Raw genomic sequence first — 16759 nt, forward strand, 5'->3', positions numbered from 1 at the left:
TATTAGTCAAACTCCAGTTCCACCTGCTCCGAACCAATGAGGCCACGGAGATCGTTTAATAAACGATCGCTCGGAGAGACACGCCACGTCGCGCCAAAACGCAACCGCGCGCGTGCATCCGCCCTCTGATAGTAGAGATGTACTGGAATTGTCCCAGAGCGGTGGGGTTCCAGAGACTGACGGAGTCGGTTTAAAAGCTGGTCATCAATTTGCCTGTCCGTCAGCGAGATAGCAAGCCCGCGAGCATATTTTTCCCGGGCTTCGTCAATATCCATCACTTCGCGAGCGGTCATTTTAAGCCCACCGCTGAAGTCATCAAAGCTGACCTGTCCGCTGACGATAAGTATGCGGTCTTTTTCCAGCAATTGCTGGTATTTATCCAGGGCGTCAGTAAACAACATCACTTCCAGCCGCCCGGAACGGTCATCCAGCGTGCAGATACCGATACGATTGCCGCGCTTGGTGACCATAACCCGCGCAGCAACAACGAGCCCCGCAGCCGTGGTGACTTTACCACGTTCTGTCGGGTGCATGTCTTTCAGCCTTACGCCTCCGACATAACGCTCAATCTCTTTTAAATACTGGTTGATAGGGTGTCCCGTCAGGTACAGACCTAACGTTTCACGTTCCCCATCTAACACCACCTGCTCCGGCCACGGTTGGCAACTGGCGTAGGATTGTTCAATTTGTTCCGGCTCTTCTGCCAGCACGCCGAACATATCGGCCTGACCGATGGCTTCTGCTTTCGCGTGTTGATCAGCCGCCTTTAACGCATCGCCCAGCGAGTTCATCAGCGCCGCGCGGTGTGGCCCAAGACGGTCAAACGCCCCGGACATGATCAGTTTTTCCAGCACTCGCCGGTTTAACTTTTTGGTGTCTGTACGGGCGCAGAGATCAAACAATTCACGGAAATAGCCGCCTTTATTACGGGCTTCAATGATCGCCTCAATCGGACCTTCACCTACCCCTTTGATCGCGCCAATACCATACACGATTTCGCCGTCGTCGTTGACGTGGAAATGGTAAAGACCGGAGTTTATATCTGGTGGTAGGATTTTCAGCCCCATCCGCCAGCACTCATCCACCAGGCCTACCACCTTCTCGGTGTTGTCCATATCGGCGGTCATTACTGCCGCCATAAACTCCGCTGGATAGTGCGCTTTCAGCCATAACGTTTGATATGAAACCAAAGCATAGGCCGCAGAGTGCGATTTGTTAAATCCGTAACCAGCGAATTTCTCCACCAGGTCGAAGATTTTCATCGCCAGTTCGGCGTTGATCCCGTTCTTTTCTGCGCCTTCAGCAAATACAGAACGCTGCTTGGCCATCTCTTCCGGCTTCTTCTTACCCATCGCACGACGCAGCATATCCGCGCCACCGAGGGTATAACCAGAAAGCACCTGGGCAATCTGCATGACCTGTTCCTGATACAGGATGATGCCGTAGGTTGGCTCCAGTACCGGTTTCAGGCTTTCATGCTGCCACTGCACATCCGGATAGGAGATCTCTTCGCGACCATGTTTACGGTCGATAAAGTTATCCACCATCCCTGATTGCAACGGGCCGGGGCGGAACAGTGCCACCAGTGCGATCATATCTTCGAAGCAGTCAGGTTGCAGACGTTTGATCAGGTCCTTCATGCCGCGCGATTCAAGCTGGAATACCGCCGTGGTTTCCGAGCGTTGCAGCATGTCGAAACTTTTCTTGTCATCCAGCGGGATCGCGGCGATATCCAGCGGCGGCTCGCCATTCTTCGCCCGCCGCTTGTTGATCATCTCCAGCGCCCAGTTGATGATGGTGAGCGTACGCAAACCAAGGAAGTCGAACTTCACCAGCCCGGCGTATTCAACGTCGCTTTTATCAAACTGGGTAACCGGATGTTTGCCCTCTTCATCGCAATAAAGCGGCGCAAAATCGGTAATTTTGGTCGGCGCGATAACCACCCCACCGGCGTGCTTACCAGCGTTACGGGTGACCCCTTCCAGTTTGCGCGCCATGTCGATCAGCGCCTTAACTTCTTCGTCCGCTTCGTAGATTTCCGGCAGTTGCGGCTCGGCTTCAAACGCTTTCGCCAGCGTCATCCCCGGATCGGGCGGGATCAGTTTCGAGATACGATCGACAAAGCCGTACGGATGCCCCAGCACGCGGCCTACGTCGCGGATCACCGCTTTTGCCGCCATTGTACCGAAGGTGATGATCTGCGATACCGCATCACGGCCGTACATATCTGCCACGTGTTCGATAACCTGGTCGCGTTTTTCCATACAGAAGTCAACGTCGAAGTCAGGCATGGAGACACGTTCCGGGTTAAGGAAACGTTCGAACAGCAGGTCAAATTCCAACGGATCGAGGTCGGTGATTTTTAACGCGTAAGCCACCAGTGACCCTGCACCAGAACCACGGCCAGGCCCTACCGGTACGCCGTTATCCTTCGACCACTGGATAAATTCCATAACGATGAGGAAGTAACCCGGGAAACCCATCTGGTTGATAACCTGAAGTTCAGTATCCAGACGCTCGTCATACTCCGGGCGACGCTTAAGACGTTCTTCCTCGTCAGGGAATAAAAACGCCAGACGCTCTTCCAGGCCTTCTTTTGCACGCTTGACCAGATAATCTTCGGTGCTCATGTCCCCGGTCGGGAACTGCGGCAGGAAGTATTCACCGAGACGCACTGTCACGTTACAGCGTTTGGCGATCTCAACAGTGTTGGCAAGGGCTTCGGGGATGTCGGCAAACAGCTCGCACATCTCCTCTTCGCTGCGCATATATTGCTGCGGCGAATAATTACGCGGGCGTTTGGGATCGTCGAGAGTAAAGCCGTCATGGATCGCGACGCGGATTTCGTGCGCGTCAAAGTCACTGCTGTCGATAAAGCGCACGTCATTGGTCGCCACGACGGGCAAACCGCGCGCTTCCGCCAGTTCCACTGCCGCGTGCAGATAACTTTCTTCGTCCGGCCTGCCGGTTCGGATCAGCTCGAGAAAATAGCGATCCGGGAAGTGCTCTTCATAAAACGCAACGCACTCATCTACCAGCGCGCTGTTACCACGCAAAAGACTGCGCCCGACGTCGCCCATGCGCCCGCCGGAAAGGAGGATCAGCCCTTCGTTTAATTCGATAAGCCAGTCGCGATCGATGATCGGCCCGGCGGCACCGTACCCGCGCTGATACGCTTTTGAGATCAGCAACGTCAGATTCTGATAGCCGATATTGTTCGCCGCCAGCACCGTCAGGTGGGTTAACTCATCACCCAGCAGGTCGCACTGGACATTAAAATCTGCCCCGACGATGGGCTTAATCCCTGCGCCATGTCCCGCTCCGTAGAACTTCACCAGACCGCAAAGGTTGGTGAAATCGGTGATCGCCAGTGCTGGCATACCCAACGCCGCCGCCTTTTTTACCAGCGGCGCGGTTTTGGCCAGGCCATCGATCATCGAGTAGTCGCTGTGCACCCGCAGGTGTACGAAACGTGGTTCAGACATCTTCAGATTCCGGTTTACTTAATCTCGACACAAGAATCAGGACGCAAGTCCCAGTGCGCGTTTGACAGGCCCAAAGCTGCGACGATGATGTTCAGTCGCGCCATATTCAGCCAGTTTTTCCAGATGAAAAGCGGTTGGATACCCTTTGTGCTGGGCAAAACCATATTGCGGGAAAACAATATCCAGCGCCGCCATTTCAGCGTCGCGCGTCACTTTCGCCAGGATAGACGCAGCACTGATTTCCGGTACGCGGCTATCGCCTTTCACCACTGCCATCGAAGGCATCGGTAATTTTGGGCAGCGGTTACCATCAATCAACACATATTCTGGCGCAATATGCAGCCCCGCGACGGCGCGCTGCATCGCCAGCATGGTCGCATGAAGAATGTTCAGTTCGTCGATTTCGTGGGGTTCCGCGCGGCCCAGACTCCAGCTTAACGCTTTCTCTTTGATCTCTTCACAGAGCGCCAGACGGCGTTTTTCGCTCAGCTTTTTGGAATCATTCAGCCCGGCAATCGGGCGCGCCGGGTCAAGGATTACAGCAGCGGTAACCACCGCGCCAACCAACGGCCCGCGTCCGACTTCATCCACACCCGCAACCAGCTGCGTGTGCGGATAAACAAATTCGATCATTGTGCTAACTCCAGAACGGCTTGTGCCGCCTGCTCATCGGCATTGCAGCGGATCTGCTGATGCAGTTCACGGAAGGTATCGTGCATCGCGTGACTGGTTTTCCCATTCGCCAACAGCGGTAACAGCGCCGCAGCCAGTTTTTGCGGCTCACACTCTTCCTGCAATAACTCTTTGACTAACTCTCTGCCCGCCAGCAAATTTGGTAGCGAGACATACTCGGTTTTCACCAGCCTCTTCGCCAGCCAGAAGGTAAAAGGCTTCATGCGATATCCCACCACCATCGGGCATTTCGCCAGCATGCACTCCAGGGCTGCCGTACCCGACGCCAGTAGCGCCGCATCACTGGCGACCATCGCCTCACGGCCCATTCCATCCAGCAGATGAACAGCAAGGTCCGGTGCGACTTCAGCTTTGATACGCTCAAACTGCTCGCGGCGTTTGGCATTCACCAGCGGCACCACGATCTCGAGATCGGGATATGTCTGACGCAAAAGCTGGGCCGTTTTCAGGAAATCGGCACTCAGCATCTCCACTTCCGCACCACGGCTTCCCGGCAGCAACGCAAGACAGTGAGCATCGTGAGGGATCCCCAGCACATCACGCGCGGCGTTTTTATCTGGATCTAACGGCATGGCATCAGCCATGGTGTGACCGATAAAACGGCACGGCACGTTGTATTTGTCATAAAACGCTTTTTCGAAAGGCAGAAATGCGAGCACCAGATCGGTGGCTCTGCCTATTTTGAAAACGCGTTTCTGTCGCCACGCCCAGACGGACGGACTGACGTAATGAATGGTTTTGATACCCTGCTTTTTAAGATTACCTTCGAGGGTAATATTGAAGTCAGGTGCATCAATGCCGACAAAAACATCTGGCTTCAGTTCGCCAAAACGCTTTGTCAGATCGGCACGAATATGCAGTAAGCGACGCAGACGACCGAGCACTTCAACAATGCCCATCACCGCCAACTCTTCCATTTCGTACCAGGCTTCGCAGCCTTCGGCCTGCATTCGTGGCCCGGCAACGCCAACAAAGCGAGCGTTGGGCACACGTTCTTTCAGAGCACGGATTAAACCGGCCCCCAGGATATCGCCGGAGGTTTCTCCGGCGACCAGGGCAATCGTTAATGGACGCTGTTCAGTCATTAACGAATCAGACCGCGCGTTGAGCGTGCAAAGAAATCGGTAAAGGCTTTTACTTCCGGATATGTTTCCGCCAGTTCGGCAATTTCCGGTTTCACTTCATCGAGCGTTTTACCGCTGCGATAAATCAGCTTATACGCATTGCGGATAGCGGTAATCGCCTCACGGCTGAATCCGCGGCGCTTCAGCCCTTCGATGTTGACACCGAACGGCGTTGCGTGGTTACCCTGCGCAATGACATAAGGAGGGACGTCCTGCGCCACACCGGAACAGCCGCCAACCATCACGTGCGCACCAATGATGCAGAACTGATGGACTGCGGTCATGCCGCCGATGATCGCGAAGTCGTCTACCGATACATGACCCGCCAGCGTTGCGTTGTTGGCGAGGATGCAGCGGTTACCTACCGTACAATCGTGCGCAATGTGCGCGTTGATCATCAGTAAGTTGTCGCTGCCCACCTTCGTCAATCCACCGCCCTGGACTGTGCCACGATGAATGGTGACGCTTTCGCGAATGCGGTTACGATCGCCGATTTCCACACGGGTCGGTTCGCCAGCATATTTAAGATCCTGGTTGACTTCGCCGATGGAGGCGAACTGATAAATCTCATTGTCGCGGCCAATTTTAGTATGACCATTCACGACAACGTGAGATTTCAGTACGGTACCCTCACCAATTTCGACATGGGGTCCAACGATACAAAAAGGACCAATGTGAGCATTGGCGGCAATCGATGCGCCCTCTTCCACAATGGCGGTTGGATGCACAAAGGCGGATTTATCAATCACGTATCAGGCCTCCCGGCTACGAGCACACATCATCGTTGCTTCGCAAACTACTTTACCGTCGACCAGAGCAACCCCTTTAAAACGGGTCAGGCCGCGGCGCGTTTTTTCGAAAGTGACTTCCATGATCATTTGATCGCCTGGCACGACCGGGCGCTTGAAGCGCGCTTCGTCAATACCGGCGAAGTAGTACAGCTCGCCCGGTTCCAGTTTTCCTACGCTCTTAAACGCCAGAATACCTGTTGCCTGTGCCATTGCTTCCAGAATAAGCACACCCGGGAAAATCGGTTTTCCAGGAAAATGGCCCTGGAAGAATGGCTCATTGACAGAGACATTTTTTACTGCGCGCAGAAAACGACCTTCTTCAAAATCCAGCACGCGATCCACCAGTAAGAACGGGAAACGGTGCGGCAGAAGTTCTAAAATCTCTTCAATCTGCAGAGTATGAGTGTTAGTAGTCAAGATACTCTTCCTGTCAAAATATAAGAAACGACAATAATAACACGGCCTGCCGCAATCGTAAGAATGAGACAGGCCGTAAAGTTTGGCGAACAAAAGATGGAACGTTAGTCTTGTTGATTAACCTTGCGCTCAAGCGATTTCAAACGCTTGCTCATGTCATCAATGTTCATCACCAGTGCAGCGGTTTTGCGCCAGACTTTGTTGGGTTGCAGCGGAATGCCTGAGGAATAGACGCCTGGTTCAGTGATGGGACGCATCACCATACCCATGCCCGTAACCGTCACTTTGTCGCATATTTCCATATGCCCGTTGATTACGCTGGCTCCGCCGATCATGCAGTAACGACCAATTTTCAGGCTTCCCGCCATAATGACGCCACCGGCAACCGCCGTATTGTCGCCAATCACGACGTTATGTGCAATCTGGCACTGGTTATCAATGATCACACCATTGCCAATAACAGTGTCATCCAGCGCGCCGCGATCGATGGTAGTACATGCGCCGATCTCCACGCGATCGCCAATAATTACGCGACCAATCTGCGGGATCTTCACCCAGTTACCCCGATCGTTGGCATAACCAAAGCCGTCTGCGCCTACCACTGTTCCGGACTGGATCAGGCAATTCTGACCGATCTGGATCTCATGGTAAATGGTTACGTTCGCCCAGAGACGCGAACCTGCACCTATTTTGCTGTTTTTACCTACGAAGCAACCGGCACCGATAATCACGTTATCGCCCAGTTCAACGCCGGACTCAATCACCGCGTTAGCGCCAATCGATACGTTGTTACCCAGCTTCGCCGTCGCGTCGATCACCGCACTGGGTGCAATGTTCTGCGCGGGCTGCGGCGTGGTATCTAAAATTTGCGCCATGCGCGCGTAAGTCAGGTAGGGGTTCTTCACTACCAGCGCGGCACTTTTCGCGAAAGGAAGATCGTCCTGGGTCATGACAACCGCGGACGCCTGGCACAAGCCTAAATGCTCACGGTATTTTGGGTTAACCATGAACGTGATGTGACCTGTTTGTGCAGATTGCATGGACGCAACGCCGGTGATGACGATATCGCCATCACCGTGTAGTTCTGCATCCAACTGCTGCGCTAAATCAGCCAGTCGAATTGAAGGCATTACTTATTTAACCTGTTTCAGTACGTCAGCAGTGATGTCTTTTACATCGCTGCTGTTGTAAGCAACGGCGTTTGCATCAACAACCAGATCGATATCCTGGCTGTTGGCAACGGATTTCACAGCAGTCTGGATACGAGTAACCAGTTTGCCGCGTTCTTCGTTGGAACGACGAGCGCGATCCTGCTCAAAAGCCTGCGCTTTCTGAGCAAAAGTCTGGCGCTGAGCCATCACGTCTTTTTCCAGTTTGGTACGATCGCTGCCCGCTTTCATGGACTGCAGCTTTTTCATTTTAGCCTGCAGATCGGTTTCCATACGCTGCAGTTCGCTGGCACGGCCTTTGAACTCATTTTCCAGCGTGTTAGAAACACCGGTTTTCTGCGCTACCTGCTGGAACAGGCTGCCCATATTGACGATTGCAATTTTGTCAGCCGCCTGAGCAGAAGTTGCCAGTGCTAAACCGAGACCTGCAGCTAATAACCACTTTTTCACAATAAACTCCTTACCATCCCATTTGCACCGGAGGGTGCAGTTCTTTGCGTGGCCCGGCGATCTTATATTGATCGCCTAAAGTCATCGCTACACTACCACTACATTCCTTTGTGGAGAACACTTACCAGGTTTTACCGATGTTAAACTGGAACTGTTCTGCCTTGTCTCCATCGTACTTTTTGAACGGCTGGGCGTAGGAGAACACCAACGGCCCCAATGGGGACATCCATTGTAATGCGATACCCGCAGACATACGGATATTGCTTGGATCACTATAGTCCGGATATCCAGAATATTGGCTGGAATCCCAGTTTGTATCCCAAACGGTACCCATATCCCAGAAGAAGGAAGTACGAACCGAGTTAGCATACTTGTCGCTAATGAACGGCGTCGGGGTGATGAACTCGAGGCTGGCAACCGCCATAGCGTTACCGCCTACAGCATCATCCGATTTACACAGGTCTTTCGCGCCGTCCTGAGTCGCACATTCGTAATCATAGTCCGGATCATAATTACTGGCCTGATGCGGGAAGTAAACTGCTTTCGGACCAATGGTATTGGACTGGAAGCCACGCACGGTGCTGGAACCACCGGCATAGAAGTTCTCGTAGAACGGCATCTCTTTGCCGCCTAAACCATCACCATAACCCCAGCGGGTACGACCCAGAACAACCCATTTGTGATCGTCATCGATCGGCACATAAGTCGCCGTGTCTAACGTCACTTTGTAGTATTCGTTATCCGATCCCGGAATGGTCACTTTACCGGTCAGGTTGACACGTGAACCATCTGTCGGGAAGTAACCACGATCAAGCTTGTTATAGGTCCAACCATAGTTGAACGTGAAGTCGTCCGTTTTGAAGCTGTTATCCTGATCAGAGGTACTCGGATGTTCACCCATAGAGTACAGATAACGCCACATCGCAACCTGAGGCTGCATGTTGGACAGGGAGTTATGTACATAACCCAGACCTGCACGCAGCGAGTTATATTCGTTGATCGGGAAGCCCAACGTCACGTCTGTACCATAACTCTTGTTGGTATAGTCGGACAGGTCGGCGTCATCTGCCTGGAAGTCATTATAGAAGAGACGACCACCGAGGCTTACGCCATCTACGGTGAAGTACGGGTTGGTTACCGACAGTTCAGCATAGGTCTGGTAATCGTTTTTGGTCCCGTTGATACCAACAGCATAACCCGTACCTAACCAGTTATCCTGTTGCACACCAGCCTGGAAGCTCACGCCACTTTCAGTACCGTAACCAATCCCGAAGTTGAAGCTACCGGTGTTACGTTCTTTCACCTTGTAGACTACATCAACCTGGTCCGGGCTACCCGGAACACGTTGGGTATCGGTATCGACAGTTTCAAAGAAGCCCAGACGATTCAGACGCTCCTTACCCTGATCGACCAGATCGCTCCCCAGCCATGCACCTTCCATCTGACGCATTTCGCGACGCAGGACGGCATCTTTCGAGGTATCGTTACCTTCAAAACGGATCTTACGCACGTAGAAACGGTTACCCGCATCAACGTTCACGCGTAATTTAACGGTTTTGTCAGCATCGTTAATTTCAGGCATCGACTGTACGCGCGGATAGGCATAACCGTAGCGACCGAGAAGCTTTTTAATGTCATCTTCCATTTTGGTCACTTTGGTGCCGTTATACAGCTCACCCGGCTCGATCTTAGTCAACTGCTCAATTTCAGCGGAGTGCCCGGCAAGGTTACCGCTCACTTCAACGCCAGAAAGCTTGTATTGATCGCCTTCGGTGATGTTCACCGTGACGTAAATACCTTTTTTATCTGGCGTCAGACTGACCTGGGTAGAGTCAATGTTGAAACGAGCATAACCGCGATCCAGATAGTAGCTGCGCAGGGTTTCAAGGTCGCCTGCCAGTTTCTGTTTCTGGTATTTACGATCGCCTACCACGTTCCACCACGGCACTTCGTCACGCAGTTGGAAATGAGAGATCAGTTCGTCGGTGGTGAAAGCATGGTTACCAACAATGTTAATTTGCTGGATTTCAGCTGATACACCTTCCTGGAACACCAGTTTGAGGTCAACACGGTTGCGCGGCAGCGGGGTCACGACAGCTTTAACGCTGGCGCTATATTTACCGACGCTGTAGTAGAAGTCTTCCAGACCTTTCTCGATATCGGCAATGGTGGTGCGATCGAGGGATTCGCCCACACGCACGCCAGAAGCCTCGAGGTTTTGCTTCAGCATGTCATCTTTCACCGATTTGTTACCGGAGAAAGTAATGCTGGCAATGGTCGGACGTTCTTTTACCTGAACCAGAAGGGTATCACCATCACGAAGGACGCGAACATCCTCAAAGTTGCCGGTAGCAAACAGAGCGCGAATGGTATTACTGATATCTTCATCATTAACCGTGTCGCCTGTGCGCACCGGCATACTGAGGAGGGCCGCACCAACGGCGACACGCTGAAGGCCTTCGAAATGAATATCTTTCACTACGAACCCTTCAGCACCGTATACGGTGGCGCTGCTAAACAGCAGCGACGCTATGAGCAACTTTTTCATCGCCATCGTTATTATGCGTTCTTCCTAACTAACTCTCATAACCGAGAGAAATCATTGAAAAGTGCAAGCCCCATTAACAGCACCAGCAGAATCGAGCCAATGCGATAACAAAAGTCTTGAACCCGCTCGGATACCGGTCCGCCCTTGATCTTTTCGATCGCAAGGAACAGCAGATGCCCCCCGTCAAGTACGGGCAACGGAAACAGGTTAATTATCCCTAAGTTCACGCTAATAAGCGCAAGAAACGGCAGGTAATAAACAACCCCGAGTTCCGCTGTCATCCCAGCCCCCTTGGCGATAGAGATCGGCCCACTGAGGTTGTTCAGTTTCACATCACCGGTGATCAATTTTCCCAGCATACTGACCGTCAGCTTCATCAGCTGCCACGTTTTGTCCGTGGCTTCGACGATGGCGTTGAACGGCCCATACTGGCGTACAACTTTATACTCATCTGGCAAAGGAATGACTTTCGGCTCAATACCGACAAAACCAATCGCCTTACCATTACCCGGTTTACTCTCCGGGATTAATGTCAAAGACAAGGGACTCCCCTGTCTTTCGATTTCTAACGCTAAGGATTTACCCGGGTTATCCCGGACAAGCATCACAAAGGTCACCCACTGCGTTAAGGGCTGACCATCGACTTTAACGATCCTGTCGCCTGCTTGCAAACCTGCCTTGCTTGCGGCCGAGTTTGGCTGCACATTTTCCAGTACAGGTTCAATTTGCGGGCCACGAGGACGAATCCCCAGCGAAGATACCGGATCTTCTTTATCAGGCTCAAACGCCCAATGACGTAAATCGAGCTTTACATCCCGTCGTTGGTCGCTGCCAAATGGCGCCACCGTAATGGTGGTGCTTTCATCGCCAATTTTATCGACCAACTGCAAACGCACGGCATCCCAATCAGGCGTTTCGATACCATCTACGGCTTTTAGTTCCGTACCTGGTGCAATTTGTGCTTCCGCAGCTATCGAATTGGCTGCTATTTCGCCAACCACCGGACGTACGCCAGGTACACCAATAATAAAAACCAGCCAGTAGGCAAAGATAGCAAAAATGAAGTTTGCAACCGGACCTGCGGCAATAATCGCCGCACGTTGGCCGACAGATTTATTATTGAAGGCATGGTGGCGGAGTTCCGGAACAACCGGTTCTGCGCGCTCATCCAGCATTTTGACATAACCGCCCAACGGGATCAGGGCGATGACATATTCGGTGCCTAGCTTATCAGTTCGGCGCCAGAGCGCCTTGCCAAAACCTATTGAGAAACGCTCAACGCGAACACCACAACGCCGGGCAACCCAGAAATGACCAAATTCATGCACGGTGATAAGTACACCCAGTGCAACGATGAACGAAGCCAAATCCCAGAGAAAACTCAGCATATTACCTTCCGTTAAAGCGTCCTGAATACCAGTAACAACAAGCAAGCAAAGACCGGTACCGCAGCCGTCAGACTATCAATACGATCTAAAATACCACCGTGTCCTGGAATTAAATGACCGCTGTCCTTAATTCCTGCTTCACGCTTAAACATACTCTCGGTCAGATCGCCGAGCACTGAGGCTAACGCTGCGACAATAGAGCAAATGAGTAAGGTGACGGGAGCGACGTCGAGATTCGCCCACATGCCATAACCCCATGAGATTACCGCTGCAGTTGCGAGTCCACCGATAAAGCCTTGCCAGGTTTTACCCGGAGAAACCTTCGGTGCCAGCTTATGTTTACCAAACAATTTGCCAAACATATATGCGCCAGAGTCAGCGCCCCATACCAGGATCATGACATAGAGCAGCCATATTGCGCCACTGTAATGATTCTCGTCGTAGTGCCAGGCCCGTAACGCCAGCATGCCCCAGAAGAAGGGAACAATGGTTAGCACGCCAAAAATAATGCGCAATGTTTTAGAGTTACGCCAGATTGCTGCGGAACCTGGGTAAAACAGCACCAGCAATAGCGCGACAATCCACCAACCCAGCGAAGCCCAAAGTGAGATTTCAACCAGCGGTTGATGAATATTTCGGTGATATTCCGGCAACAGAAAAAGCATCAGCGCCAACAATAACCCACATAACACCGCCAACCATACTCGCTGCGAGCGAGTGGTAAAACCGCTAAGCTGTCCCCATTCCCACGCTGCCAGCATGCAGACCACCAGCGTTACAATGGCGAACCCCACCGGCGGCAACAGAAACAACGCCGCGATGACGACGGGTATTAACACAAAAGCAGATATCAGGCGATACTTCAGCAAAAGCGACCCCCATCAGGCTGTTTCATCACCGGGCTCGGTGCCGCCGAAACGACGCTCTCGATTAGCAAAGGCATTTAACGCCCCTTCAAAGTCTTGTTCATCGAAATCGGGCCAGAGAACATCTGTAAAGTAAAGTTCGGCATAGGCAATTTGCCAAAGCAAAAAGTTACTAATGCGATGCTCCCCCCCAGTCCTAATTACTAAATCTACAGGGGCCAGTTCATGCATACAGACATGCTGGTTTAGCATCTCTTCATCTATCTGATCTGGTTGCAGGTTTCCTTGCTGCACCTTTTCAGCCAGTTGCCTGACTCCCTGGACTATATCCCAACGTCCACCGTAGTTCGCCGCAATATTCAGCGTTAGACCGGTATTTCCGGCTGTTAGCGCTTCCGATTTACGAATACGTTCTTGCAAACGCGAGTTAAAGCGACTGGTATCGCCAATAATACGCAGACGCACGTTATGTCGGTGCAGACTCTTTACTTCGCTATCAAGCGCCCACACAAACAGTTCCATTAACGCACTGACTTCCTGCGCTGGTCGGTTCCAGTTTTCACTACTAAAGGCATACAGCGTTAACGCCTCAATACCGTTGTTGGCCGCAAAAGAGACAGCCCGGCGGACGGATTTTGCCCCGGCTTTATGCCCAAAGGCACGAATCTTCCCTTGCTTTTTTGCCCAGCGACCATTGCCGTCCATAATGATCGCAACATGACGACAGCCATGTACTGGCAATTTTTCGCTAAGTGGTTGAGTAGCAGACAACATCACGCGTTTCTTATTCCCTGACAGGGTTTACGGTACTCAGGAATACTGAAGCCTATACAAAAAAAAGCCGTGTAAAACCACGGCATACCTGACCTTATAAAGCCAACTACTTATGGTCAGATGGCGCAGACTATATCACTGAAGCCCTACGCTAACAAATAGCACGACTCTCTGTAGCCGGATTATCCTCAGCTTGCGAGACGCGTCACCTCTTTTCTGGCGACTTCACGCGCGTTCGTATCAACAGATAACACATCGTCCACGCATTGTGGTTCGCGCATATCCATTTTTTCCAGTACGGATAAATTCAACGCGGCGATATCCGTAAAGCGGATTTGTTGCGCAAGAAAGGCTGCAACGGTGATTTCGTTTGCGGCATTCAATGCAGTCGTCGCAGCCTGGCCTTGTTCGAACGCGTCCATTGCCAGTTTAAGGCATGGATAGCGATCATAATCCGGTGCGGCAAATGTCAACGCACTGAGTTTGCAAAAATCGAGCGGCTTCACACCAGAGTTCACGCGATTCGGCCAGGCCATGGTGTGGGCAATTGGCGTACGCATATCCGGTTCACCCAACTGCGCCAGAACACTGCCGTCCTGATAACGCACCATTGAGTGAATCACTGACTGCGGATGAATCAGCACTTCCATCTGGCTGGCACTGGCGTTAAACAACCAACGCGCTTCAATGTATTCCAGACCTTTGTTCATCATGGTAGCCGAATCGACAGAAATTTTACGCCCCATCGACCAGTTCGGATGACGGCAGGCTTGATCCGGCGTCATTGTTGCCAAATCGCGCAATGGCGTCTCACGGAAAGGGCCACCAGACCCGGTAAGCAAAATGGACACCACGCCATTTTGCTCAAGGTCAGCGTATCCCAGATTATGCTGGATAGGTTGCGGTAAACTCTGAAAAATGGCGTTATGTTCGCTATCGACTGGTAACAATTGCGCTTTGCTCTGCTTTACGGCGTCCATAAACAGACGTCCGCAAGTGACCAGTGATTCTTTATTGGCCAGCAAAATGGTTTTACCCGCGCGGATCGCAGCAAGCGTAGGTAACAGGCCAGCTGCGCCAACAATGGCTGCCATCACCTGATCAACATCCTCAAGCGCTGCCATATCGCAAGCGGCTTGTTGCCCACTTAAGACTTCGGTGCGGCTACCCTGTTGCTGTAGCATCGTTTTAAGAAGTTTCGCACTCGCTTCATCGTCCATTACGGCATAGCGGGGAGAGAATTCCAGGCACTGCTCTACCATGCGAGTGACATTTTTGCCTGCCACCAGCGCAACTACGCGGAAGTGTTCGGGATTATGGCGCACCACGTCCAGCGTGCTGCAACCAATCGAGCCGGTCGAGCCCAGAATGGTGAGTTGCTTCATGAAACATCCAGAGTTGAGACAGAATAAAAAGCAAAACGCCGCCAGCCGATCCGCAAGGATCTACTGAGCGGCGTTTTTGTCGTTCAAGAAATCAGAACTGCATCAGTTCTGCTTCTTTGTCTGCCAGCGCCGCTTCAATTTTCTTGATTGCAGCATCAGTCAGTTTCTGTACATCGTCCTGAGAACGGCGATCGTCGTCTTCGCTGATCTCTTTATCTTTCAACAGTGCTTTCACTTTGTCGTTCGCGTCACGACGCACGTTACGTACTGCAACACGCGCTTGTTCTGCTTCACCACGAACGATTTTGGTCAGATCTTTACGACGTTCTTCCGTCAGCGGCGGCAGCGGAACACGGATGTCGCTACCCGCAGAGTTCGGGTTCAGGCCAAGATCGGACGCCATAATCGCTTTTTCAACGGCCGGAGACATTGAACGATCAAACACGTTGATTTTCAGAGTACGGGAATCTTCTACCGTTACGCTTGCCAGCTGACGCAGCGGCGTCGGCGTGCCGTAATATTCCACGACAATGCCATCCAGCAGGCTGGGAGAAGCACGACCCGTGCGTATTTTGCTGATTTGGGTTTTGAACGCTTCTACGCATTTATCCATGCGTACTTCAGCATCTTTTCTGATATCGCTAATCACGTTACGAATCCTTGAAAACTTGTCTCAGTCAGACCAGACAGTCACACACAGTGGAAGTGTGCTAAGTATAGCCCTGATTAAACATATTACGGGTAATCGTCTGGATTATTAGGCTATTTTATTTGCCATTTTGGCCCCGGGCAGTGCTCGCCATCCTCACGTACTTGTGTACGCTCCGGTTGCTGCGCGCTGGCCGTGACCAAACTGCCTGCAACAATAACGCCTTATAACCAGACTTACGCCCCCGCGATACTTACGCGGAATCTTACCCTTATTTATCCATCACGGGAATTATTCCGTGATTAAAGTCCCTTCTTTTTCACCCATTACCACACGGCGCAGCGCACCCGGTTTGTTCATATTGAAAACACGAATCGGTAATTTATGGTCACGAGCCAGCGTGAAGGCCGCCAGGTCCATGACTTTCAGCTCTTTTTCCAGCACTTCGCTGTAAGTCAGTTGCTCGTACATCGTTGCGGTTGGATCTTTCGCCGGATCAGCAGTAAACACGCCGTCAACTTTGGTTGCTTTCAGCACCACATCGGCTTCAATTTCGATACCACGCAGGCAAGCTGCAGAGTCGGTGGTAAAGAACGGGTTACCTGTACCGGCGGAGAGGATCACCACACGATTGTTGCGCAACAGGCTAATCGCTTCTGCCCAGCTGTAGCTGTCGCACACGCCATTCAATGGAATAGCGGACATCAGACGAGCGTTCACATAGGCGCGGTGCAGTGCATCACGCATTGCCAGGCCGTTCATTACGGTCGCCAGCATCCCCATGTGGTCGCCCACAACGCGGTTCATACCCGCTTTCGCCAGACCAGCGCCACGGAACAGGTTACCCCCACCAATCACCACACCAACCTGAATACCCAGTTCAACCAGTTCTTTGATTTCCTGAGCCATGCGATCCAGTATGCTTGCATCAATACCGAAGCCTTCCGTGCCCTGCAGAGCTTCGCCACTCAACTTAAGCAGAATGCGTTTATAGACGGGTTTTGCATTGGTAGCCATGTT

The 16759-nt window shown here is 52.1% G+C and carries 14 protein-coding genes; all 14 read right to left on the reverse strand.

Annotation, left to right across the window (positions count from 1 at the left end):
* Window positions 1-2: 2 nt before the first annotated feature.
* A complete protein-coding gene (gene dnaE, locus BGE37_RS12365; RefSeq protein ID WP_001294736.1) occupies window positions 3-3485 on the reverse strand; it encodes a DNA polymerase III subunit alpha in 3483 nt (1160 codons plus the stop codon).
* 36 nt (window positions 3486-3521) lie between these two features.
* Window positions 3522-4118 carry a ribonuclease HII gene (gene rnhB, locus BGE37_RS12370; protein WP_000569424.1) on the reverse strand — a complete coding sequence of 199 codons (597 nt, stop codon included), beginning with the start codon at window positions 4116-4118 and terminating at the stop codon, window positions 3522-3524.
* Entirely contained in the window at window positions 4115-5263 is a 1149-nt protein-coding gene (gene lpxB, locus BGE37_RS12375) for a lipid-A-disaccharide synthase (RefSeq protein WP_032183243.1), read from the reverse strand. Before lpxB ends, rnhB begins: the two co-directional genes overlap by 4 nt.
* The gene (gene lpxA, locus BGE37_RS12380; protein ID WP_000565958.1) at window positions 5263-6051 is read right to left on the reverse strand and encodes an acyl-ACP--UDP-N-acetylglucosamine O-acyltransferase; all 789 of its coding nucleotides are present in this window, start codon (window positions 6049-6051) and stop codon (window positions 5263-5265) included. Before lpxA ends, lpxB begins: the two co-directional genes overlap by 1 nt.
* A 3-nt stretch (window positions 6052-6054) precedes the next feature.
* Window positions 6055-6510 (reverse strand): 3-hydroxyacyl-ACP dehydratase FabZ, encoded by a 456-nt coding sequence (fabZ, locus tag BGE37_RS12385; protein ID WP_000210739.1) that lies wholly within the window; start codon window positions 6508-6510, stop codon window positions 6055-6057.
* Between the two features lie 104 nt (window positions 6511-6614).
* Window positions 6615-7640, reverse strand: a complete 1026-nt coding sequence (gene lpxD, locus BGE37_RS12390; RefSeq protein ID WP_001139282.1) for a UDP-3-O-(3-hydroxymyristoyl)glucosamine N-acyltransferase — start codon at window positions 7638-7640, stop codon at window positions 6615-6617.
* A 3-nt stretch (window positions 7641-7643) separates the two neighbouring features.
* Complete coding sequence (gene skp / locus BGE37_RS12395) at window positions 7644-8129, reverse strand: molecular chaperone Skp (RefSeq protein ID WP_000758956.1); 486 nt, start codon at window positions 8127-8129, stop codon at window positions 7644-7646.
* A gap of 121 nt (window positions 8130-8250) precedes the next feature.
* Window positions 8251-10683 (reverse strand): outer membrane protein assembly factor BamA, encoded by a 2433-nt coding sequence (bamA, locus tag BGE37_RS12400; RefSeq protein WP_001240896.1) that lies wholly within the window; start codon window positions 10681-10683, stop codon window positions 8251-8253.
* 29 nt (window positions 10684-10712) lie between these two features.
* On the reverse strand, window positions 10713-12065 hold the full coding sequence (gene rseP, locus BGE37_RS12405; protein ID WP_001295561.1) for a sigma E protease regulator RseP: 1353 nt from the start codon (window positions 12063-12065) through the stop codon (window positions 10713-10715).
* An 11-nt stretch (window positions 12066-12076) separates the two neighbouring features.
* Window positions 12077-12934, reverse strand: coding sequence for a phosphatidate cytidylyltransferase (cdsA, locus tag BGE37_RS12410; RefSeq protein ID WP_000922437.1), 858 nt, complete (start codon window positions 12932-12934; stop codon window positions 12077-12079).
* Window positions 12935-12946: 12 nt separating this feature from the next.
* Window positions 12947-13705, reverse strand: a complete 759-nt coding sequence (gene ispU, locus BGE37_RS12415; RefSeq protein ID WP_001517776.1) for a (2E,6E)-farnesyl-diphosphate-specific ditrans,polycis-undecaprenyl-diphosphate synthase — start codon at window positions 13703-13705, stop codon at window positions 12947-12949.
* 188 nt (window positions 13706-13893) lie between these two features.
* The gene (ispC, locus tag BGE37_RS12420; protein WP_032183242.1) at window positions 13894-15090 is read right to left on the reverse strand and encodes a 1-deoxy-D-xylulose-5-phosphate reductoisomerase; all 1197 of its coding nucleotides are present in this window, start codon (window positions 15088-15090) and stop codon (window positions 13894-13896) included.
* Between the two features lie 91 nt (window positions 15091-15181).
* Complete coding sequence (frr, locus tag BGE37_RS12425) at window positions 15182-15739, reverse strand: ribosome recycling factor (RefSeq protein WP_000622418.1); 558 nt, start codon at window positions 15737-15739, stop codon at window positions 15182-15184.
* A gap of 291 nt (window positions 15740-16030) precedes the next feature.
* Entirely contained in the window at window positions 16031-16756 is a 726-nt protein-coding gene (gene pyrH, locus BGE37_RS12430; protein WP_000224573.1) for a UMP kinase, read from the reverse strand.
* Window positions 16757-16759: the final 3 nt, after the last annotated feature.

The sequence above is a fragment of the Escherichia sp. MOD1-EC6300 genome (assembly GCF_002965045.1).
GTDB lineage: Bacteria > Pseudomonadota > Gammaproteobacteria > Enterobacterales > Enterobacteriaceae > Escherichia > Escherichia coli_F.